Origin of the sequence: Solibacillus sp. FSL W8-0474, from assembly GCF_038004065.1 — a bacterium.
GTDB lineage: Bacteria > Bacillota > Bacilli > Bacillales_A > Planococcaceae > Solibacillus > Solibacillus faecavium.
Map to the genome: position 1 here is coordinate 1,764,786 of NZ_JBBOQJ010000001.1, position 22,783 is coordinate 1,787,568.

20 protein-coding genes and 1 other annotated feature are annotated in these 22,783 nt (G+C 38.1%); of the genes, 14 read left to right on the forward strand and 6 right to left on the reverse strand.

The features are described from left to right. The first annotated feature begins 53 nt into the window (after nt 1–53). The 10 genes from argH to NYE67_RS08725 all read left to right on the forward strand — a co-directional run bounded on the left by argH (nt 54) and on the right by NYE67_RS08725 (nt 10,509). Nucleotides 54–1,427: an argininosuccinate lyase gene (argH, locus tag NYE67_RS08680; RefSeq protein WP_340729755.1), complete on the forward strand. Its 1,374-nt coding sequence runs from the start codon at nt 54–56 to the stop codon at nt 1,425–1,427. 151 nt (nt 1,428–1,578) lie between these two features. Beyond that, on the forward strand, nt 1,579–3,198 hold the full coding sequence (locus tag NYE67_RS08685) for an MFS transporter (protein WP_340727819.1): 1,620 nt from the start codon (nt 1,579–1,581) through the stop codon (nt 3,196–3,198). Between the two features lie 276 nt (nt 3,199–3,474). Next, entirely contained in the window at nt 3,475–4,626 is a 1,152-nt protein-coding gene (locus tag NYE67_RS08690) for a toxic anion resistance protein (protein ID WP_340729756.1), read from the forward strand. Between the two features lie 144 nt (nt 4,627–4,770). Continuing rightward, nucleotides 4,771–5,700, forward strand: coding sequence for an alpha/beta hydrolase (locus NYE67_RS08695; protein WP_340729757.1), 930 nt, complete (start codon nt 4,771–4,773; stop codon nt 5,698–5,700). 10 nt (nt 5,701–5,710) lie between these two features. Then, complete coding sequence (locus NYE67_RS08700) at nt 5,711–6,091, forward strand: hypothetical protein (protein ID WP_340729758.1); 381 nt, start codon at nt 5,711–5,713, stop codon at nt 6,089–6,091. Nucleotides 6,092–6,309: 218 nt separating this feature from the next. Further along, nucleotides 6,310–6,606, forward strand: coding sequence for a cytosine deaminase (locus NYE67_RS08705; protein ID WP_191699091.1), 297 nt, complete (start codon nt 6,310–6,312; stop codon nt 6,604–6,606). A gap of 74 nt (nt 6,607–6,680) precedes the next feature. Beyond that, nucleotides 6,681–7,592, forward strand: a complete 912-nt coding sequence (locus NYE67_RS08710; RefSeq protein ID WP_340729759.1) for a DMT family transporter — start codon at nt 6,681–6,683, stop codon at nt 7,590–7,592. A gap of 54 nt (nt 7,593–7,646) precedes the next feature. After that, on the forward strand, nt 7,647–8,774 hold the full coding sequence (locus NYE67_RS08715) for a M20 family metallopeptidase (RefSeq protein WP_340729760.1): 1,128 nt from the start codon (nt 7,647–7,649) through the stop codon (nt 8,772–8,774). 110 nt (nt 8,775–8,884) lie between these two features. Continuing rightward, nucleotides 8,885–9,787 (forward strand): acetamidase/formamidase family protein, encoded by a 903-nt coding sequence (locus NYE67_RS08720; RefSeq protein WP_340729761.1) that lies wholly within the window; start codon nt 8,885–8,887, stop codon nt 9,785–9,787. Beyond that, nucleotides 9,784–10,509 (forward strand): SIR2 family NAD-dependent protein deacylase, encoded by a 726-nt coding sequence (locus NYE67_RS08725; protein ID WP_340729762.1) that lies wholly within the window; start codon nt 9,784–9,786, stop codon nt 10,507–10,509. The genes NYE67_RS08720 and NYE67_RS08725 overlap by 4 nt, the downstream gene beginning before the upstream one ends. 678 nt (nt 10,510–11,187) lie before the next feature. On the opposite strand, the gene NYE67_RS08730 is transcribed toward NYE67_RS08725, so the two are convergent. Next, nucleotides 11,188–11,988, reverse strand: coding sequence for an SAM-dependent methyltransferase (locus tag NYE67_RS08730; RefSeq protein WP_340729763.1), 801 nt, complete (start codon nt 11,986–11,988; stop codon nt 11,188–11,190). 327 nt (nt 11,989–12,315) lie between these two features. Between NYE67_RS08730 and guaC the strand changes: the two genes are divergently transcribed. Next, on the forward strand, nt 12,316–13,299 hold the full coding sequence (guaC, locus tag NYE67_RS08735; RefSeq protein WP_340729764.1) for a GMP reductase: 984 nt from the start codon (nt 12,316–12,318) through the stop codon (nt 13,297–13,299). A 69-nt stretch (nt 13,300–13,368) separates the two neighbouring features. Continuing rightward, nucleotides 13,369–13,600: a binding site (T-box leader), on the forward strand. Nucleotides 13,601–13,683: 83 nt separating this feature from the next. Further along, nucleotides 13,684–15,273, forward strand: coding sequence for a 2-isopropylmalate synthase (locus NYE67_RS08740; RefSeq protein WP_340729765.1), 1,590 nt, complete (start codon nt 13,684–13,686; stop codon nt 15,271–15,273). A gap of 47 nt (nt 15,274–15,320) precedes the next feature. Here NYE67_RS08740 and NYE67_RS08745 read toward each other — a convergent pair whose 3' ends face one another. The 3 genes from NYE67_RS08745 to NYE67_RS08755 form a co-directional block, all read right to left on the reverse strand. Then, complete coding sequence (locus NYE67_RS08745; RefSeq protein WP_340729766.1) at nt 15,321–16,316, reverse strand: LLM class flavin-dependent oxidoreductase; 996 nt, start codon at nt 16,314–16,316, stop codon at nt 15,321–15,323. Between the two features lie 60 nt (nt 16,317–16,376). Next, on the reverse strand, nt 16,377–16,949 hold the full coding sequence (locus NYE67_RS08750; RefSeq protein WP_340727830.1) for a YdcF family protein: 573 nt from the start codon (nt 16,947–16,949) through the stop codon (nt 16,377–16,379). A 66-nt stretch (nt 16,950–17,015) separates the two neighbouring features. After that, nucleotides 17,016–17,987, reverse strand: coding sequence for a TDT family transporter (locus NYE67_RS08755; protein WP_340729767.1), 972 nt, complete (start codon nt 17,985–17,987; stop codon nt 17,016–17,018). Nucleotides 17,988–18,202: 215 nt separating this feature from the next. Between NYE67_RS08755 and NYE67_RS08760 the strand changes: the two genes are divergently transcribed. After that, on the forward strand, nt 18,203–18,766 hold the full coding sequence (locus NYE67_RS08760) for a DNA-3-methyladenine glycosylase I (RefSeq protein WP_340729768.1): 564 nt from the start codon (nt 18,203–18,205) through the stop codon (nt 18,764–18,766). A gap of 324 nt (nt 18,767–19,090) precedes the next feature. Beyond that, a complete protein-coding gene (locus tag NYE67_RS08765; RefSeq protein WP_340729769.1) occupies nt 19,091–19,876 on the forward strand; it encodes an enoyl-CoA hydratase/isomerase family protein in 786 nt (261 codons plus the stop codon). Between the two features lie 747 nt (nt 19,877–20,623). Here the strand turns inward: NYE67_RS08765 and NYE67_RS08770 are convergent. Then, entirely contained in the window at nt 20,624–21,043 is a 420-nt protein-coding gene (locus NYE67_RS08770; protein WP_340729770.1) for a universal stress protein, read from the reverse strand. A 10-nt stretch (nt 21,044–21,053) separates the two neighbouring features. Beyond that, nucleotides 21,054–22,487 carry a SulP family inorganic anion transporter gene (locus tag NYE67_RS08775; RefSeq protein ID WP_340729771.1) on the reverse strand — a complete coding sequence of 478 codons (1,434 nt, stop codon included), beginning with the start codon at nt 22,485–22,487 and terminating at the stop codon, nt 21,054–21,056. Between the last annotated feature and the right edge of the window lie 296 nt (nt 22,488–22,783).

Sequence of the window (22,783 nt, forward strand, 5' to 3'; positions counted from 1 at the left end):
CCTTTATCAGGCACTAAGCTGCCGAGGCAAAACGGATAAGGAGAGAAATCATTATGGCAAAATTATGGGGCGGTCGTTTCCAAAAATCAGCGGAAAGCTGGGTCGACGAATTCGGAGCATCAATTGGCTTTGATCAACAATTAGTATTGGAAGATATTGAAGGTTCTGTTGCACACGTAACAATGCTAGGTGCACAAAATATATTACCAGCTGAAGATGTAGCGAAAATTCTAGACGGCTTAGCGCAATTAAAGGTTAAGGCGGAAGCTGGGGAGTTGGAATTTTTAGTTGCAAATGAAGATATTCATTTGAATTTGGAAAAAATGCTAATCGATTTAATCGGACCAGTAGGAGGAAAACTACATACTGGACGTTCTCGAAATGACCAAGTAGCAACAGATATGCATTTATTCTTAAAGAAACGTGTGCCTGAAGTAGTTGGGTTAATAGAGAATTTCCAAAAAACAATCATTGCGCAGGCAGAGGACAATATCGAGACAATTGCACCAGGTTATACGCATTTACAACGTGCACAGCCAATAAGCTTTGCACATCATTTAATGGTATACTTCTGGCAATTAGAACGTGATAAAGAACGCTTTATCGAATCGATGAAGCGCATTGATATTTTACCTTTAGGTGCCGGTGCGATGGCAGGTACAACTTTCCCGATCGATCGTCTTAAATCAGCGGAATTACTAGGCTTTTCTCAAGTTTATGCCAACTCAATGGATGCGGTAAGTGACCGTGATTTCATCGTGGAGTTTTTATCGAATTCGGCATTATTAATGACACACTTATCCCGTTTTGCTGAGGAAATTATAATTTGGTCGACAGATGAATTTAAATTCATTGAACTGGATGATGCATTTTCAACAGGTTCATCGATTATGCCTCAAAAGAAAAACCCCGATATGGCAGAATTAATCCGTGGTAAAGCGGGCCGTGCATTCGGTAATTTAGTAGGTCTTTTAACGGTTTTAAAAGGCACGCCATTAACGTATAACAAAGACATGCAGGAAGATAAAGAAGGCATGTTTGATACGATGGAAACAGTACTTGGTTCTCTTAAAATCTTTGAAGGAATGGTACGCACAATGGTCGTGAATAAACCACGTCTTCATAGTGCAGTTCATTCAGACTTCTCCAATGCGACAGAGCTTGCTGATTACTTAGCGACAAAAGGAATGCCATTCCGTGAAGCGCATGAAGTAACAGGGAAACTAGTATTTACATGCATCCAACAAGGTATTTATCTATTAGATTTACCTTTAACTGACATGCAAAAGGAATCCGCTTTAATAGAAGAAGATATTTATGAAGTGCTAGCTCCAGAAGCAGCAGTACGTCGTCGTAATTCACTTGGTGGCACAGGCTTTGAGCAAGTTGCAAATCAAATAGAAATTGCGAAAACACACTTAAAATAATGCATAAAAGATGCTCTGTAATCATAAAAATTATGGAGCATCTTTTTGCTGTTTTTTAACTCTCAATTTAAATCTTTTGCCTACATTAAATTTTTTTAGAAAGTAGGTTTTTTTTGAGTTATAATATTAGTCATCTTAACAAGAAAGGTGAATGAAAGTGACCAATTCAAAATCTTCTCAAACCTGGGCAATCACACTGTTTGCCATAGGTGTTTTTATGGCCGCACTGGATAATGGAATAATTAGTGCGGCTTTAACGACAATTAATCAGTCTTTCAATGTGGAAGCAAACTGGGGAGCATGGGGGGTAACGCTATATACACTCGGATTGGCAATTAGTGTACCAATTGTAGGTAAGCTTTCAGATCGTTACGGTCGGAAGAAGTTATTTATCGTGGAGATTGCACTATTTGGTCTCGGTTCGTTACTTGTAGCGCTTAGTCCTAACTTTACTTTTTATTTAATTGCCCGGTTCATTCAGGCTATGGGCGGCGGTGGTATTTTCATTATCGGTACCTCTTATGTTGTTAGTACATTGCCTGCAGAAAAACAGGGGAAGGCACTCGGTATGCTTGGCGGGATGAATGGTATTGCTGCCGTTTTAGGTCCGAATATCGGAAGTGTTATTTTGGGTTTAACAGGTAGTTGGCACTGGTTATTTTTAATTAATGTTCCAATAGCCGTTTTCCTTATATTTATGGGAATGACCAAGTTGGAGGAAATAAAAGATCCTACTCCCGGGAAGCTCGATATGACGGGAACTGTAATGTTATCGATTGCTATTTTAGGAATTATGTACGGATTAACAAATATTACAGGGCTTAATTTCTTTAAATCGTTATTGGCGACAGACGTATATCCATTTTTATTAGCTGGAATTATTTTATTAATTATTCTTTATTTCTATGAAACCCGTTTGGAACGAAAAGGTGGCGACCCGATATTACCGGTGTCGTTAATGCGTCAGCCAACGTATTTATTAACATTATTACTTGGGCTTTTATCTGGAGCAATGCTTGCTGCGATGATCTTCATCCCCGCATTCTCAGAGCAGGTTATGGGCATTAAATCCGAGCATGCCGGTTATTGGATGACACCACTCGCAATAGCAGCGGGTATTGGAGCGGCAGTTGGTGGTATATTAGTCGATAAACGCGGTCCGATATTAGCTGTATTATTTTCAGGAATTGTTGCAGCAATAGGATTTTTCCTGTTCCCTGCATGGATGGATGCAAAGTGGCAGTTTGTCATTGCATCGATCATTGGTGGTGTAGGTATGGGGGTTCTATTAGGGGCACCATTAAATATTTTGGCGACTGAGAAATTGCAAACAAATAAAGGGACTGCACTGGCATCGTTATCATTAATCCGAACAATTGGGATGACGATTGCTCCAACGATTTATGCAGGCTTCATTGCCCGTGGGTTTAGTGAAATCCCAGCAATATTTAATTCAGATTTTCAGTCGATTTTACAAAATAATGTTCAAGAAGCCAATTTAACCGAGGAAGCGACAGCCGAGCTTGCGCAAATCGGAAGCCAGTTTGCAGGTGGTGCAGAGTTTTCTGAACAGCAGATGATGGGCATTGTTCAAAATATTCAGGATCCTGCATTAAAAAATGCGGTTTTAAACTCGGTGAATGAAGTGACTACAATGGCTGCGCAGAGCGGTTATAGTGGGCTATTTTATTCGGCCGTTGTCATTGCAATATGTATTTTTGTAACTGGACTAATTTTAAAGCCAATACGAAATAAATCTTTACAACATTAAAATAATGGGTTTACATTAATGACTTTGGGGTAATTTAATTATAGACTCATGCAAAGCCTGTATGGGTGTGAAGTCTCTCCCCCAATAGTAGACTTGAAAAAATGTCCTTTTTGTATAAAAGGGCATTTTTTTCGTCATTTTAAGTAGGGGTGCTAAAATCGCTGCTATATTATAGATAATAAAAGTTCGTTTCAGTTATAATTACCAATAAGAGGATGAAACTTTTCACTTGTTTTGACGTAAATACTAATAGTACATAGAACGGGGGAATTAATGATGAACGAAAATCCATTATTTGAAGATTTAAATAAGCGTACAGAGCAGGATACAACCCAAACGACGGATTTAGTTGAACAACCGCAAAAACAGCTTGTATCCGAACAGGAGCTTTCACAGATTCGCCAGCGTCAGGAGCAATTAAAACAACAGCCGCAAGTTCAGCAGCTGGCTCAGAAAATTGATGTAAAAAATCAAATTGCGGTGTTGGAATTTGGGAAAGAAACAGCACAGGGCATTTCTAAGTTTTCGGACCGTATGCTTGCAACGATTAAACAAAGCAATTTAGAAAAATCAACGACATTACTGAATAATTTAAATAAAATTATGGATCGCTTTGACCCGCAGGACTTCCAGGAAGAGCAGAAAAAAGGTTTCCTGAAAAAACTGTTTTCAAAAAGTAAAGAGCAGCTAGAACGCATTCTATCGAAATACGATACGATGAATAAAGAAGTGGATGTTGTCTACAACGAAATTCAAAAATACGAAGTTGAAATGAAACGCAATACGATTCAGCTTGAGCAAATGTATGATGAAAATCTGAATTATTTCCATTCTTTAAGTGAGCATATTGCTGCTATTGATATTAAAGTCAATGATTTACGCCAGCAAGTGCCCGCTTTATCGGCTAAAGCGGATGCAGGGGATCATGAAGCCATTATGGAGCTAGAAACAGTTACACGTGGTATAGAGCTATTAGAGCAGCGCGGCTATGATTTAGAAATGGCACAGCAAGTATCCTTCCAATCAGCTCCGCAAATTCGTCTTATGCAACAAGGGAACAATCACCTTATCGGTAAGATCAACTCGGCGTTCGTCACAACGATTCCAATTTTTAAGCAAGGGCTTATCCATGCTGTGACAATGCAGCGCCAAAAGCTTGTATCCGATTCGATGGCTGAATTAGACCGCCGTACTAACGAAATGCTTGTTCGAAATGCGGAAAATGTTCGTCAAAATTCAGTGAACATTGCCCGACAAGCCGGAAGCCCGAGCATTAAAGTGGAAACAATCGAAACAACATGGCGTACGATTATTGCAGGAATTGAAGAAACGAAGCAAATTCAGGCAGAAACTGTTCGTAATCGTGAAGAAGGCCGCAAACGTATCGAGCAGCTGCAGCTTGAATATGAAAAGTTAAAAAATATTTAGTAGTGCATTTACACATCGGTTATTTTGCTTTCATGCAGAGTAACCGATTTTTTTATCGCCACCATTTGCAAAATATTAGAAATTATATTATCCTTATAACATAGTAAACTTATAGGAATAAACAGTATTTAAGGGGATGGGAAAATGAATGCTTTATACGAACATACGAAACAATATTTGAATCATCTGAAGGAATTACCGTCTTTAGCATCGATGACGTATAAAGAGGCAAGGGAAATGCGTGCGAATTTGCCGAAAAGAGAAGTGCAACTTGCCGATGTAGCCAAAATTGAAGATCGTTCCATAACAATGCGTGATGGTGAAAAAATTGGCATGCGTATTTATACACCACACGGAAAAGGACCGTTTAATATAATCTTGTATTATCATGGCGGCGGATGGGTTTTAAATGACTTGGATACGTGTCATGAAAGTTGTTCCCGTTTAGCTTTTTCGACCGGGCACATTGTCGTTTCAGTCGAATATCGATTAGCACCTGAGCATCCATTCCCGATACCCGTTAATGATGCATTTGATAGTTATTTATGGGCAGTGCAGCATGCTGAATCTTTAAATGGCAATCCGCAGAAAATCTCGGTGGCAGGGGATAGTGCCGGGGGAAATTTAGCGATTGCGGTTTGTCAATTAGCTGTCCAATATGGCGAGCTTCCTCCGATCCAATCACAAATTTTATTATATCCCGTTACTGACTTGAGCTTTCATTCGAACTCCTATAAACTGTTTGAGAAAGGATTTGGTCTTGATAAAGATGTGATGAAATGGTTTAGCCGTCATTACATATCATCTATTCATGATGCCCAAAATCCACTGGCTGCACCATTACGATTAAAGGAGTTTTCAAATTTTCCACCGACTTTAATTATGGCTGCTGAATATGATGTTCTTCGTGATGAAGCGCTACTATTTGGTGAAAAGTTATCGGAAATGGGAACACCTACGAAAAGCATTGTCATGGAAGGAATTGTTCATAGCTATTTCACACAAAATCATGTTTTTCATGAAGAAATTGAGAGTACAATTCAGCATATAGAAGCCTTTTTGAATGATTTATAGGGGGAATACTGTGCAAGCTTTAAGCCGCAAGTTTACCGTTGCACTCATCACAACATTTTTATTCAGCTTTGCATTGACGATTGTCAATTTTATGACAGCTACTGAAAGTAAGTTATCATTTAGTACGCTACTACTAACTTTTATTGTTTTAAGTGCACCGATGTTTTTACTCGTTGGTGTAATGACATCATTCGTTTTTGAAAAGTTTATCCGTTCACTAAAAATAAAATGGTTCAGTTATATCGTTGTCGGCGCTGCTTTTTCCATGCCGTACGTGCTTTATCTTTTCGAAGGAGCCGATCTGTTCCTTTACTCCATCATCGGTGCAATCGGAGCTGCTTTATTTTGTGGAATTCATATTATTTTTGATAAATATATTTTTAAAAGTTAATAGATACGATATGAAGTAACTATTCAATTGTCGTAGGGTATGTGAAAGGTTTATGAAACTTTGACATACCCCTTTTTTAATTTTCTGAACTTGATTAATAAGGGGTTAATTTGGTGAAATTGGGTAAATAACATAATAAAATACTCAATACTGTAAGAAGTGGAAATGCTAAATTTTAAAGAACTGTAAGTATTGGTTTGACGGAAAGGAAGACGAAAATGGAATTAAACTTAATGAAAATTGACGAGTTTCTAAAAATGCCAAAAAGTGTTATACGTAGAGCGAATGAGAGGGACGTATTAAGTATAAAAAATGAACTGCTGATTTTATTAAACGAAAAAACCGAGTTAGCGGATAAGATGCATATTCGGAAATTGATAAATGAAATACAATTTTTAAATGTATTTGTCGTAAAAGACGATTATGAAAAAACTGTATTTTCCTATGAACCCCCAAAATACTATTCACCCCGAGTAACAATCAAGGAAAGCGGCTGGATTGAGCTAATTAAATAATAATTCTTATATTCATATAACTTTTATAATGATAAAATTTCCTTATGCAAGGTTTAAGGAAAGAAGGTTTTATTTTGGAACGATTGAAAGGCATAGCTATGATTATTTTCGGATCAATGTTTTGGGGAGCAACAGGTCCGATGATGGAATGGATGCTGGATGAAACGGCCATGAGTGCTGATTTTATGCTGGCCATTCGGTTAATAATAGCCGGCATTTTTATCTTAAGTATCATAGCTTTGCAAAAAAAATCAATTTTTTCGATATGGAAAAGTAAATACTGGTCAACACAGCTAATCATTTTCAGTATAGTAGGCATGGCGGGGCTACAATATACTTTCGTCAAATCCATTGAAGTGAGCAATGCGATTATTGCTACGTTGCTACAATTTTTAGCCCCAATTTTCATTATTGTGTATACCTCAATTATATTTAAAGCACTTCCTGCACGTAGCCAGGTAATCGGCATAGCGGGTACATTATTTGGCTTATTCTTACTGCTTACTAACGGATCTGTGTCGAGTTTGCTCGTTAGTGGGGAAGCGCTCATATGGGGCTTGTTTTTAGGCTTTACGTATGCATTTTATACACTATATCCAGCGAGGTTAATGGCTGAAGTTGGCGTTATTGTCATTATTGGATGGGGAATGATTGTGAGCGGTCTAATTTTTACTGTAAAGGCAAAGCTTTGGAAAAGTGATGAATGGGTTTTATTATTGGATCCTAATCTCGTTTTACTAATTGTTGCCATGAGTATTTTTGGATCGTTAGCCTACATTTTATTTTTAACAAGTCTAAAATACATAACGCCTGTAGAAACGAGTATTTTATCCAGTTTCGAACCTTTAACAACGATGGCCATTTCCGTTGTCTGGCTTGGCTCTATTTTATATAAGTGGCAGTATTTTGGAATTTTATTAATGCTCCTATTTATTACCTATTTATCCATTGCAGGGACAAAAAAACCAAATTCCACGAATGTCTAAGTGTATAGCGCTTAGGCATTTTTGGGTATAGGGAAGGAAATGTGAGGTGTATTTATGGAAGCGAAGGATTATTTTAGCCTGCACGAACAGGATATTAAGGATGATATTAAACGCTTAGTATTGGCTGATTCACCCTCTCAAAACAAAGAGCTTTTAGATATTTGCAAGGAAGTGATTCAGTCGATATTTTTTGATTATTTTCATCAGAAAGCCACTGAATTTGCGATGGAGCATAATGGCAATCATTTGCGCTTTGAAATCGGTGAAGGGACAGAGCAAATTTTAATGATCGGTCATTATGATACGGTATGGGATGCTGGAGCCTTACCATATCGTGAGGAAGAGGATAAAATTTTCGGACCTGGTATTTTGGATATGAAATCAGGCTTAGTAAGTGCGATTTGGTTTTTTAAATATGTTCAAGAAATGAATCTCCCGTTAAAGCGTCGTGTCGTGTTTTTCCTGAATAGTGATGAAGAAATTGGGAGCCCTACTTCCAGAGCTTTAATCGAAGAGGAAGCGAAAAAGTCGGTCGCAGCATTTATTCTGGAGCCTGCTGTTACAGTGTCGGGTGAGTTGAAAATTGCACGTAAAGGAACATCAAGATATTTACTGAATATTAAAGGTGTTGCATCACATGCCGGGAACAACCCTCGTGATGGGGTAAGTGCGATAACGGAAGCAGCACGGCAAATTTTAAATATTGAGGCTTTAAATGACTTCGAAAAAGGAACGACTTTAAATGTCGGCATGGTGCAAGGCGGAGGGAAATTAAATGTCATTCCGGATGAAGCACATCTTGGAGTGGACGTTCGATCTGGTACGAAAACCGAACAAGAGCGAATAGATGATTATTTTGAAAAATTACAGCCATTTAATAGCCGGACAAAGATTGACATCGACGGGGGAATTAACCGTCCGCCAATGGAACGGGATGAGGAAAGTGAAGAGCTTTTTGAAATAGCGCAAGGTGAGGCAGAGGAGCTTGGATTTGAAGTGGAGGATGCAGAAGTTGGCGGTGCCAGTGATGGGAATTTTACGTCGATTCATACCCCAACGCTGGATGGTCTCGGACTGGTTGGCGACGGCATTCACGCAGAGCATGAGCATATTATTAAGGATCAGATAGTGGAACGGTTTGCATTGTTAACGAACACTTTACTGGAAGTAGTAAACGAATAATTGGAAATCTGTAGTATGTAATAAACGGATTTGATAAGCTATAAATAGATGCAAAAGTTTATAAACGATAAGCTTTTGCTTTTTTTTTATACGAGTAAAGGAGGGTATTCATGCATTATATAAAAAAAGAACAGGCAATTTATGCAATGGATAAAAACAATACGCCAGCTGCTAGTGTTAACAGTGGGGACCGAATTGTGTTTGAAACGTATGACTGCTTTACAAATCAAATCCAAAGTGAAACACAGCCGGTCAGTAAACTCGATTGGAATCAAATTAATCCCGCAACAGGCCCTGTCTATGTAGAAGACGCAAAGCCTGGTGATGTGCTGGAGGTGTTCATCGAAAAAATCGATATTGGTGACACCGTTACATTAATGACTGGTCCGGAACTCGGTGTTCTAGGTGATGAGCTAACGGAAATATCGATTAAACAGGCGAAAATTCAGAATAATCTAATTCAATTTTCGGAAAACATCGAGATTCCTTTAAACAAAATGATTGGGGTTATCGGTACTGCACCTATAGGCGAAGCAATTAGTTGTGGTGTTCCTGATTTACATGGCGGGAATATGGATACGACCGCTATTACGGAAGGTACGACACTGTATTTACCTGTCAATGTAGAGGGGGCATTGTTAGCCCTTGGAGATTGCCATGCGGCGATGGGAGATGGTGAAGTGTCAGTTTGTGGAGGAGAAGTACCGGCAGAAGTAACGGTACGTGTACGAGTGTTAAAAAACTGTCCAGTTCCGACGCCGTTTTTAATTCGGGACGGGCATTTATCGACAATCGCATCTAAGCCCACACTGGATGAAGCAACAGTCGATGCAACAAAAAATATGGTGAAGGCTGTTTTAACCTATACTTCATTGAGAAAAGATGAAGCGATCCATTTACTATCATTAGCAGGGAATTTAAAAATTAGTCAAATTGTTGATCCAAATAAAACGGCTCGTATGGAGTTGCCTATCCGTTATTTAGGAGCGCTTAACACCGAGGAATGGCTATGACGGTTGAATTATTAGCACAGTGGATGAAGCAATCGAAAACAACGGTTGTCCTTACTGGAGCAGGCATGTCTACGGAGTCGGGTATTCCGGATTTCCGTTCGCAATCGGGCTGGTGGCAAAATATCGATCCTCGTACAGTAGCTACTACAGACAGTCTGCAAAAAAATTACACAATGTTTCGGGAATTTTATCAAATGAGGATTCAGGCGTTGAAAAAATGTACTCCCCATAAAGGACACAATATTTTAGCTGATTTTGAAAAGCGCGGTCTTATTTCACTCATCGCTACACAAAATGTAGACCATCTCCATCAGCAAGCGGGGAGTAAAAAAGTAACGGAACTGCACGGAAATATCATGACGGCACGTTGTCAAAAGTGCAACAAGCCGCATGTAAAAGAGCAGTTTTTAAATAACGCGATTTGCACGTATTGCTCAGGTAAATTGCGTCCGAATGTCGTGTTGTTTGGGGAAACATTACCGATGGAAGCATGGAATCGCTCATTAAACGAAATTCAAAATGCCGACCTAGTCATTGTAATCGGGACAAGCTTAGAGGTATACCCTGTTAATCAGTTACCGCAGATGGCTAAAGGAAGGCTTGTGTATATTAACTTGGATCAATCCTCAGACAGTGGACAGTTTGATTTAGTACTTGAAGGTACAGCGGGAGAAATTTTGGCGGAATTGGATCAAGCGTTGGAAGGTTATTCGAAGGGGTAAAATAGAGAGTGGGATAAAACGTAAAATATCCATTTCCTCTTAAAGGGAAAATCGATATTTCAGACTGTAGACAAACTCTTAAATAGTGTTTGTTTACAGTTTTTTTATTTTAAAGTTAATTGAATCTAGACATCGTTGATTTCCGTTCCGGGACCGATGCTTTCCCCGGGCACGGCTCCAGCTAACTAACTTGTGCCTACGACGGCAGTCCCAAGTTAGTGGATCTTCCGCACGTGCTGTTCCCGGTGGAGTCACGGTCCCTCCACTCCAATCAACATATTAATTCCTTCACATTAAGTGAGGTAAGATCTATTATGACTAGCAATCAAATTAAAGAAAAAGGAATATGGTAAGAACGTTTGAACAACTTATTCCTGTTAACGAATCTATATAAAATAAATTTTATAATAAAAAAGACAAAAGATCTTGAGAAAAGAACTCTCGTAACCTTTTGTCGACAACATAAAATATCCATTTCCTCTTAAAGGGAAAATGGATATTTTGCTGCATCCGTCAGAATTGATTTCCGTTACGGGGACGCTTACGGACTTACACGAACGTCTCAGGCGTCGGTGCTCCTGCGGTTACTCATCGTAAAATAAATTTTGCTGTTCCCCAGGAGTCGCCCCTCCGATTTCAACTTACGCCCCAGTCTATAATTCTTAGACATAAGTTGAATTAAGCATCTGCACATAATACAAAGCTATTTAATGATAATATAGCTTCTTGCTGCTCGTTCATTAAGTAGGCAAAGCTTTCTACTAATGTTTGAATTTTTGCAGGAACTTGCGGGAATTCATTGAGTAGGTAATTGCTATAATCCACTTCCCAATGACCATCTTGCAAGTAGCTAGCATCAATCAACTGTTCATTCGTAATCGTAAACCCTGTATTTTTCAGTATTTTTTTAATATGTGATTTATGAAATAGATTCTGGATATTGCCATCATCTTCAATAAACGCTGTATATAATGCCAAAATATTCGCAGCGCAGAAATGTGCCCGCTGACTTGGCCGCGTATAATCAATGTCCCACTCTGCAAAACATACTCGTTTCGCTACAGTCCGTATTTTCTGCATGTAAGCTTCCAATAGTTCAGCATTTTGAAAATACCAAGAACAATGGGATAACACGACGACATCAAATGGTTCTTCAATAGAAAACTGTAAAAAATCCGTTTCGTAATGAAAATCAATCATTTGCCCTAATGGAGAATTTGCAATGGTTTCCGATGCTTCTCCTAATGTAATAGGGGCACCGTATTCTTTAGTTGCAATATCAATGGCTGTAACTTGCCCGGCAGGTCCAACAGCATCAGCTAGAACAACGGTTGTATCCCCTTGACCACATCCGATTTCTAATATCCTCATACCTTTTTCCAATTGAAAAGCTCGTACAAGTTCAAGACGATGTGTTAATTGCGTCCGTTGAATGGTATCGTCTCCAATAATTTTCATGCAGTTTAGTATATGTTCCATTTTTTCAGCTCCAATTATCTTTAATGATATTGAGCTATTAGTTGAAAGCTCAATATTGAACTACCTTAACTTTCATAAACTTGACTACCATCAATTCATCGACTCCTTTTCCTCTGTTCATTAAATCATTTTCCGGTCTATTGGAGCAATGTTTATTTGAAGAAAGTAAGAAAATCAAGGGAAAAAGATATAAAACCGAACAATTCTGATAAACATTAAAAAATAATTCGTTTTTAGTTGACATCGCTTTCATTCTTTTGTAAAGTAACAAATGGCGAATGATTATGTAAAAACAAATAAAAATGTTCGTGTTTAGGAGTGTTGGAAATGGTAGATACAGTTTTCGATTATGAGGATATTCAATTAATACCAGCAAAGTGTATAGTAAAAAGTCGCACAGAGTGTGATACTGCTATTACATTAGGAAATCATACATTTAAAATTCCAGTTGTCCCTGCAAATATGCAGACGATTATTGATGAATCATTAGCTGAGAAGCTTGCTGCTGAAGGCTATTTTTACATAATGCATCGCTTCCAGCCGGAAAAGCGTGCAGAATTTATTCGCAGCATGCAGAAGCAGGGCTATATTGCTTCGATTTCGGTTGGCGTAAAAGATGAAGAATATACATTTATTGAAGAATTGAAAGATGCCCAGCTTGTGCCGGAATACATTACAATTGATATTGCTCACGGTCATTCAAATCAAGTAATCGAAATGATTGGCCATATTAAAAAGCATTTACCGAATAGCTTTGTTATTGCAGGAAATGTTGGAACGCCTGAAGCGGTTCGTGAGCTTGAAAATGCAGGCGCGGATGCAACTAAGGTAGGTATTGGACCAGGTAAAGTTTGTATTACAAAAATTAAAACAGGATTTGGTACAGGTGGCTGGCAATTAGCAGCACTTCGCTGGTGTTCAAAGGCTGCTACGAAACCGATTATTGCTGACGGCGGAATTCGTACACATGGTGATATTGCAAAATCGATTCGTTTCGGTGCATCAATGGTTATGATTGGTTCACTGTTTGCAGGTCACGAGGAATCACCAGGTCAAACGGTTGAAATTGATGGCAAGCAAATGAAAGAATATTTCGGTTCGGCATCGGAGTTCCAAAAAGGCGAGCGCAAAAATGTAGAAGGCAAGAAAATGTATGTAGATTCTAAAGGGTCTATTTTTGATACATTAATAGAAATGGAGCAAGATCTGCAGTCTTCCATCTCTTATTCAGGCGGCAAAACATTGGCTGCAATTCGTACAGTTGATTATGCAGTTGTTAAAAACTCTATTTTTAATGGCGACCGCATTTAATATTAATTAAATTTTCAGATAACTATTGACTTCTTTGGAAATTGTCGATAAACTACATTTCAAGACAATAATTAAGCAATGAATGGAAATAGTAAATAGCCTGTATACTTTTAGAGAGCCAGTGTGTGGTGGAAACTGGCAGATACAACTATTGAACTCGTCCATGAGCTACGACCTGAAAATAAGTAGGGAAGTCGGCAGTCACCGTTAAAAGACTAGACATCAATTGTCGTTAAGTGGAACGTTTCAGTAATGAGCGTTCAATTTAGAGTGGTACCGCGAGTTCAACCTCGTCTCTATCGTAGTGGATAGAGGCGGGGTTTTTTATTTTGAGCTCCTGTTTGTTGCATTGAAATGAATATAAGATGAAAAGGGGAAATGAAAATGAGTAGAAAAATTTGGGTTTTTGATACGACATTACGTGATGGCGAGCAAGTGCCTGGGGCGAAACTGAATTTATACGAAAAAGTTGAGATTGCCCAGCAATTAAAAAAGCTTGGTGTTGATATTATTGAAGCCGGTTTCCCAGCATCTTCACAAGGCGATTTTGATGCAGTACAGGCAGTTGCAAAAAAAGTAGGAAACAGTTCAGACATCATGATTACTGCATTGGCACGGGCTGTAAAAGATGATATTGACTCGGTATATAATGCGATAAAATATGCACACAATCCGATGATTCATATGGTGCTTGGCACATCGGACATTCACGTAGAAAAGAAATTCAGTAAATCAAAAGATCAAATTCTGCAAATTGGTATCGATGCAGTAAAATATGCAAAAACACTTTTACCACAAGTTCAATATTCCACAGAAGATGCATCCCGTTCGGATTTTGAGTATCTTTGGAAGACGATTGAAGCCGTCATGAAAGCTGGGGCGACAATGATTAACGTTCCTGATACAGTCGGTTATGCAGAGCCTGAACAGTGGGGTGAAATGATAGCGAAATTAAATTACCGCATGAAAAATTTAGATGATTCGGTACTGTTATCTGTTCACTGTCACAATGACCTTGGAATGGCTACTGCCAATACATTAGCGGCTATTAAAAATGGTGCGGATAAAGTGGAAGTAACGATGAATGGTATTGGAGAACGCGCAGGTAATGCGGCGCTGGAAGAAGTCGTAATGGCCATTAAAACACGCGGTGATGTTTATGATGTATTTACCGATATTAATACGAAAGAAATTATGAATACTTCCCGCCTAGTATCAAGCTTTATGGGTCTTGATGTGCAAGTAAACAAAGCAATTACGGGAGACAATGCATTTGCACATTCTTCAGGTATTCACCAGGATGGGCTGTTAAAATCCCGTGATGCGTATGAAATCGTGCATCCGGAAGATGTTGGGCTGGAAGATATGGAATTAATACTAACGGCTAGATCAGGTCGTCATGCTGTTAAAAATTCACTTTCCAAATTAGGGTTTAATGATTTTACTGACGAAGAATTTGAAGGGGTATTTTCAGATTTCCTAAAGCTGGCTGACTCGAAAAAGGAAGTGTATGACCATGATTTATATGTCATTGTTGAAAATTACTATGAGAAATCGGAAAAGAATAATCCGAGTAAAGAAACATTCTCAGATCAGTTTTATGATATTGAAGATCTGCAGATTATTTCAAATTCGACATTCCCATCTGCCAGCGTGAAAATCCGACGTGGCGAAGATGTATTTAAATCAAGCGCAGTCGGCTCCGGACCGGTTGATGCACTGTACTCTGCAATTGCTGATGTAACAGGGATTCAAGTAAAGCTTATTGAATACAATATCAGCTCTGTATCACGCGGACAGGAAGCATTAGGCAAAGTAAAAATCATTGTCGAACATAATGATGAAAAATACATTGCCAAAGCGGCAGATACCGATATACTAAAAGCTTCTGCATTAGCCTATATTAATGCGATTAATAGTATCATCGTAGCAAAAATAGCACCCCAGCCTGTAATGACAATCGCGACGGTATAAAAAAATGCTAACAACGTTCAAAATTCACGACGTTGTTAGCACTTTTTTTATTTATTAAGCTCTTCCGCCAATAGACGATAGCTGTTTAATCGTTGGTCAATTGTATAGAGATTACAGTTAATCATTGCTTCATCAAAGCCGAAGTACTCCTGCTCCTCTTTCATCTGGTTGACAACTTCCTTCGCTGACCCGATTAACATAAGAGGACGGTTTTGCTGTAAAATCATTTTGTCCATTTCCGTTAATGGGTAGTCATTCGCTTCTTCAGGAGACAGTACGTTCAGCAGCTTACCACGAATTAAATTCAATCGCGTAATTTGCATTGGCATTGATAAGTATTCTGCTTCTTCAGTCGTTTCGGCAACACTTACCGCATATGTCGTAATAATTTTCGGCTGCTCCATAAAATATGAAGGTTGGAAACTATTTCGATAGGCATCAAAAATAGACTTAGACATTTGTCCATTGAAAAACTGGGCAAAAGAATAGCCAACTCCTGCTTCACCGGCCTGTCTTGCACTTTGTCCGCTGGAGCCGAGCAGCCAACCTTGAGGAAGCTCTACTTTAAAAGGAACGGCGACAACATTATCGTAAATGGCTTCACCAGTCCGTTGTTCATTCATTAAGCGTAAAATAATCTCAAGCTTATCATATTGCTCCGTCACATCTGGTCTACGTCCGCTAGCAAGAGCAGTCATAGCAGGCATATCCCCACCAGGTGCGCGTCCTGCACCAAAATCAATTCGGCCAGGAGCTAAAGCAGCCAATGTTTTAAACACCTCTGCCACCTTAAAAGGTGAATAATGCATCATCATAATGCCGCCTGTTCCAACTCGAATACGATCTGTTTTCGCAGCCACATATGCAGCCGTTACTTCAGGTGCCGAGCTTGCAAGCGATGTTGTATTATGATGTTCAGCAAACCAAATTCGCTCATAGCCTAGCTCATCGCCAAGCTGAGCAAGTTTTACGGCATTTGCTAGGGCTTCTGTGGAAGACATCCCTTTTGATATAGGTACTTGATCTAAGATACTAAGTTTCATTTAGTTCACCTCTACTATTCGTTACTATTTACGATAACGAAATAGAGACGGAATGTAAAATTATTGACCTTTTACATATGCTTTTATTAATGCTAAACGCTCCCGTATACGAGATTTAGTGTTGACTGATTTAGGCGTAGGCGCTGCCAAAACATCTGCTTGCAGGCCGACTTTATCTGCAAGTATGACAGCTCGTTTTAAGTGGAAATCATTGGAGATGATCGTAATGTTTGTTACTTCTTCGGGTAATAGTTCTTTAGCATATAATAAGTTTTCATAAGTGGAGGTAGACTGATCTTCCAGCATAATTCTATTTTGATCAATACCGTGTTCTATTAAATAATCGGCCATGACAGATGCTTCTGTTCGATCCTCATCTGCACCTTGACCCCCAGTAACAATTGCTTTAACAGAAGGATGTTTTCGTAAATAGTCCAATGCCACATCCAACCGGTTTTTTAAAGAGAGGGAAGGGATACCACCGGGTTTAACTTTTGCGCCTAATATTACGACATACTCATTGGTACCGTCTGCCTCGTTTTTTAGTACTGCATCCATTTCCTTGCCAAGCCAGAAATAAATGAGTATTAATATTAAAATAATGATTAAAAGTGCAAAAATGACTCTTTTCAAAAAAAATCCCCCCTTTTATGTATAATACGACGTCTAAAGGGGGAATGTTTCAATATTTTAATATTATTAAGAAATTGCCTCTTTTTTATCAGTAACAATTGCCCGCTTTTGGCGTAGCTGTACTGTTAAATAATTGATATAGCGTACGAAAACATAAAGCACCATAACCGAAGAGAATATTAATTGGAAATAAAAATAGATCGTTAACCAATGACTAAACGTTTCACTCTGTTCAAAGAAATGAATCACTGCATTGGTCGCTGTTGCGGAAATAACCAATGGGAAAGTAAATGCTGCATAGCTTGGATAAAATGGGAGCTTAAGAGCACTCGGTAATTTCGTTAATACTAAAAGATACAATAGCTGTGCAACGATAAAGAAAGTGACGACAATAACTAATTGCGCTTCAAACTGCTTAAAGTAGGCTGCCAAACTAAGCGATACCGGAGCAGTTAAAATCGTCAGCATCGGAATAGTCGGTTCAGGCAGATCTTTGCGAATAAAGCCACGTAAAATAATAATTGGCACTAAAATAATAAATGCACATACAGCAAAAATTAAAATACTCTTCGTGAACATTCCTGATAAATTTCCTGCTGTTAGAGGCATTACAGCCGTCCCTACAAATAAAATGAGCCAGCTTGGAAAGATATTTGAAATCGTGACTTTATTTCTCCAAACAAAGGTTTTGATGAAATATATAATAATAGCAATTTGTAAAACGGCAGCAGCACTCCATAAAAGGTGTATTACAGCTTCTGGTATGCCGTAATAGTGCAACCCATTACTAATTGATAAAGTCCCCATTGTAAAAGTAGGGGAAACAGATGCAATAATCGGGTTTTGCATTTCCTTCACTACAGAAGAGAAAGCAAAAAGAATTTTCCCCACGATTAAAATAAACAGTAGTATACCAATAAAAAAGAAAAAATGTCCTGTTACTGACTGATTCATACTTAATAATAAATTTCCCAATGAAATGAAAGCGAGCATAAGGCCGCTAATCGGAATAGGGATAACCTGCAATAAATTTCTCACGATGTTCCTCCAATATATATGTGTGTACGCTCTATGAAAGTTGTCAAAAATCATACACATTTGTTCAGTATAATCTATTTTACTTCGTAATTTTTAATCCTACAACCGCAAAAGCAATAGACGAAATTAATATAATACTTCAAGCTTACCGTTTATTTGACATAGTTTCCGAAAATCCCTTACAGTTGAAAATAAAACAAGGATGCGGTGATGACATGGAGCGTTGTAGTTGGGTGAAGCTGGATGAGCCGGTTTATGTGAAATACCATGATGAGGAATGGGGAGTACCGGTTTATGATGACCGGAAATTGTTTGAAATGCTCTGTCTCGAAGGGGCACAGGCAGGATTGAGCTGGCTGACGATTTTAAAGCGCAGAGAAGGATACATAGAAGCATTTGATCAATTCGATGCCAAAAAGATAGTTCAGTACGACGAAGCTAAATTAACGGCATTAAAAAACGATGAGCGCATTATACGCAATCAGTTGAAAATCAATAGTGTTGTTACAAACGCAAAAAGCTTCCTTGCCGTTCAAAAAAATTATGGCTCCTTTTCAAATTATATATGGTCCTTTGTGGATGGTAAGCCAATTGTCAACGCGTGGGAAAGCCCGCAACAGGTTCCCATTACAACCGAGATTAGTGATCAGATGAGTAAACAGTTAAAAAAAGATGGATTTAAATTTGTCGGAAGTATCATTTGCTATTCTTATATGCAGGCGGTCGGAATGGTAAATGATCATACAGTTAATTGCCATTGTTATAAAAACTTATCATGAGGTAAGTGTTTTACACTTTCACCTCTTCGATTAAATAAACTTTAATAGTTCACTCTATTTAAAACAAGGCTCTGTTAAAGGTTGATGTTGAAAATGGATACCGTTCAAATAAATGGATATGTTGAAATTGAATTGTATATATAGAGATTATACGATTAAACTAGCAAAATATATCATTAAAGAAGGAATATATATAGATTAGTATCGAATATGATAATAAGGGATATCAGGAGTTAGCCAAATAGATAATATTACAAATGGAGAAATAGACTTTGGTATCTGGATTGTTTAATAATTTTCTGAAAAACTAAGGGGGAAGTTTAAATGAAACATATTATTGTAGAAACAAATGATGGGGTACGTACTCTGACATTAAACAGACCTGAACGTTTAAATGCAATAAACGATATACTTAGTAATGAGCTTATCCAGGCGTTTTCAGAGGCTTCTTTAGACGATGAAGTACGTGTTGTTATTATTACAGGTAGTGGTAGAGGGTTCTGTTCGGGTCTTGATTTGACTGAAAATGCTGAGGGTTCAGAAACACAAACCCGCTCTGAAAAGTTAGATGAATTAGGTTGGGTAGGTCATCAAGCATTAGGGATTGTTCATTGTGATAAACCAGTTATTGCTGCAATAAATGGGACGGCAGCAGGTGCAGGACTAGCGTTAGCACTGGCTTGTGACTTACGCTTTATGTCAAATAATGCAAAGATAACTGCAGGATACATTCGCCGTGGTCTTAGCCCAGATGCAGGAATGAGTTATTTTTTACCGAGGTTGGTCGGACAGTCAAGAGCTAACGAGTTAATCTTAACTGGTAGAGACATATACGCTGATGAAGCAGAACAAATTGGATTGATAAATGGGGTATTCCCTGCTGAAGAATTTCAAAAACAGGTGATGAATTTTGCTGTAGAGCTAGCAGCAGGACCACCAATAGCAATGACGCTTTCTAAAAGGCTACTTACTACTAGTCAAGACACAGATCTTACAACGATTTTAAAACAAGAATATGCTTTTATAAAACAATGTTTTGAAACAAAAGATGTTCAGGAAGGAGTTAGAGCGTTTACAGAGAAGAGGAAGCCTGTATTTAAAGGAGAATAGTCAATTAAAGATTTTACATTATGTAATATAAAACTGAATAATGTTCCCATATGAATGATTGAGAAGACACACTAACCCACGAAATAAGTAAAATGATATGCTCCCCATTAGGTAGACAGATTAAAAAATAAAATCTGTTTATCAAATGGGGAGTTTTTTCATACTATTACTTTGAGAACTAATTCTAAATCAAACCGTTTCCATAATATAGAAGTATATTTTTGGTAGGGAGGAAATATAGATAATGTCTTTGACTAGTATTCTTTTCAGCATTTTGGTTTTACTTTTAATCTTTGTATTTATAAGTCTGTACAAACGTAAGAAAGCTTTTATTGTTATCAGCATCTCATTAACTTTAGTTTATATAATTATGGCTTATGTATTATTAACAAGCCTAATTAGTTCAATGTAAGCCTTTAATTAGGCTAGTATTTAAAAAATAACGTTTACAAATCAAATTTTGTGGATAGTTTAAAAGGCGCGAACGCTGATTAAACAGCGTTTCGTGCTTTTTCTTGTGAACATTTTTTATGCATTATTTGTACTTGATGGGCGTTTTCTCTATCTTGCATAAAATCGTATATTTTTTTATTGTTGTTAAGCCTTATTTCTCTTACTAAAACAATAATAGGAAACCACGATAAATCTGGTTCGCATAATTATTTATTAAAAAACAACAATTAAATTTAACAGTGCCTAAATCAAAAAAACTGTAGGCAAACCCGAAGTGAGTTTGTCTACAGTTTTTTATTTTACAATCATAGCCGGACATTGAACACGTTTCATTACCTTGTGCGATACACTCCCTAAAACCATTTCCTGCAAACTGTTTAAGCCTCGGCTGCCGATTACGACTAAATCTACATTTTGTGTATTGGCATATTTAATAATCTCCGGAGCGGGTGATCCGTGAACCATTTCAACTTGGCATTCAATTTGCTCATCTTGAAATAATTGTTCAATCGGTACAATCTTTTGAAGACGCTCCATATAAAGACCTTCATTGGAACTTGCATGCAATACTTCTGTTTTCACTTTTACCATATCAATGACAAAAATAATGGTTACCATTGTCCTAGGATTTATTTTCGCTATTTTTACAGCTTCCTTTGCTGCTCGAATTGAGTTTTCTGAACCATCAGCGGCAAGTAAAATATGTTGATACATAAATCCACTCCTAATCGGTTAATGTAGTACCTGTTAATTTTTTCATGAGCTGTTTGCTCGATTCATCAATATTTAAGAAGGCTACCTCTATATTTTTCGCTTTAAGCTGATCTTTTACCTTCATTAAAGCCCCAATCGCTGAATCATCCCAAACCTTACATTGCGCAAAATCAATTTGAATAGAAGGTTGCTCAACTGAATTTGATTTGAAATAGTCCATAAAGCTCTCTGTTGACGCAAAGAATAATTGACCTTTTACGAAATAAGTAGTGCCTTGCTGAGAAATCGTAACACGGGAAATTTCATTGACAAAGAATAGGGCACTTACAACAATACCGGCAACCACTCCTAGTGCTAAATTGTGCGTATACAATACAACCCCAATTGTAAGCAGCATAACAAAAACGTCTTTCTTTGGTGCTGTCGCTGCATATTTAAATGAACGCCAGTCGAATTGCGTAATACATACAACAACCATAACACCAGCGAGTACAGGCATTGGAATCTGCACGACATAATCTCCTAAAACCAATATTAAAAACATTAAAAATACACCAGCGACAAATGTGGACAAACGGCCTCTTGCACCGGACTTTACATTAATAACAGACTGCCCGATCATGGCACAGCCGGCCATACCACCGAAAAATCCATTGATGACATTGGCAATCCCTTGTCCGCGTGCTTCTTTATTTTTATCACTTTCAGAAGTAGTCATATCATCGAGAATAGAAGCCGTTAATAAAGATTCCACCAAGCCGACAACAGCTAAAGCTAATGAATAAGGTAAAATAATCATTAATGTTTCAAAAGTAAACGGAATATCGGGAATGAAAAAAGAAGGCAATGATTGCGTAATTGTTCCCATATCTCCGACTGTCTTTAAATTAAATCCAGAATAAATGGCTACTATTGTTAAGATGATAACAGCAATTAAAGGTGCAGGAATTCCTTTTATAAAAAGAGGAATTAAGTAAATGAGCGCTATTGTTCCGAGTAAAAATAACCATGTTATGAGGCTCCCGCCAATAAAGTGGGGCGTTTGAGCGATAAAGACTAAAATGGCAAGTGAGTTTACAAAGCCAATCATGACGGCATTCGGAATAAACTTCATAAGTCTAGCAATTTTTAAAGCGCCAAAAATCATTTGAATAATTCCAGTTAGGATCGTTGCAGCTAATAAATACTGTAATCCATGATCCTTTACAAGTGACACGATAACAAGGGCCATCGCACCCGTTGCTGCAGAGATCATTGCTGGGCGTCCGCCAACAAAGCTGATTGTGACAGCGATAACAAAAGAAGCATACAGTCCGACCATCGGATCTACTCCTGCTAAAATAGAAAAAGCAATTGCTTCCGGAATTAGTGCCAATGCAACAACTAGACCTGCTAGTACATCTGCACGAATATTTCCAAACCATTGCTCACGTAAATTGTCCATATAGGGTATAGCTCCTTTAAATAATCTTCTACTATAATATCATGCGACCAAGATGGTGCGATAGCTTTTAAAAGTTCAACTGAGTTAATCAGCATTTGGATACAACGAAAAGGAACTGAGACACAACCTAAAAAATGCCATTATTCTCCTTGAGAGAAATGACATTTTTTGCTGGCATAAAAAATTGATTTCCATTCCGGGACGCTTTCCGCGGGCACGGCCTTACACGAACGTCTCAGGCGACGCGCTGTTCCCGCTGGAGTCGCCCTCCATTCCAATCAATTTTTAAAGTATCG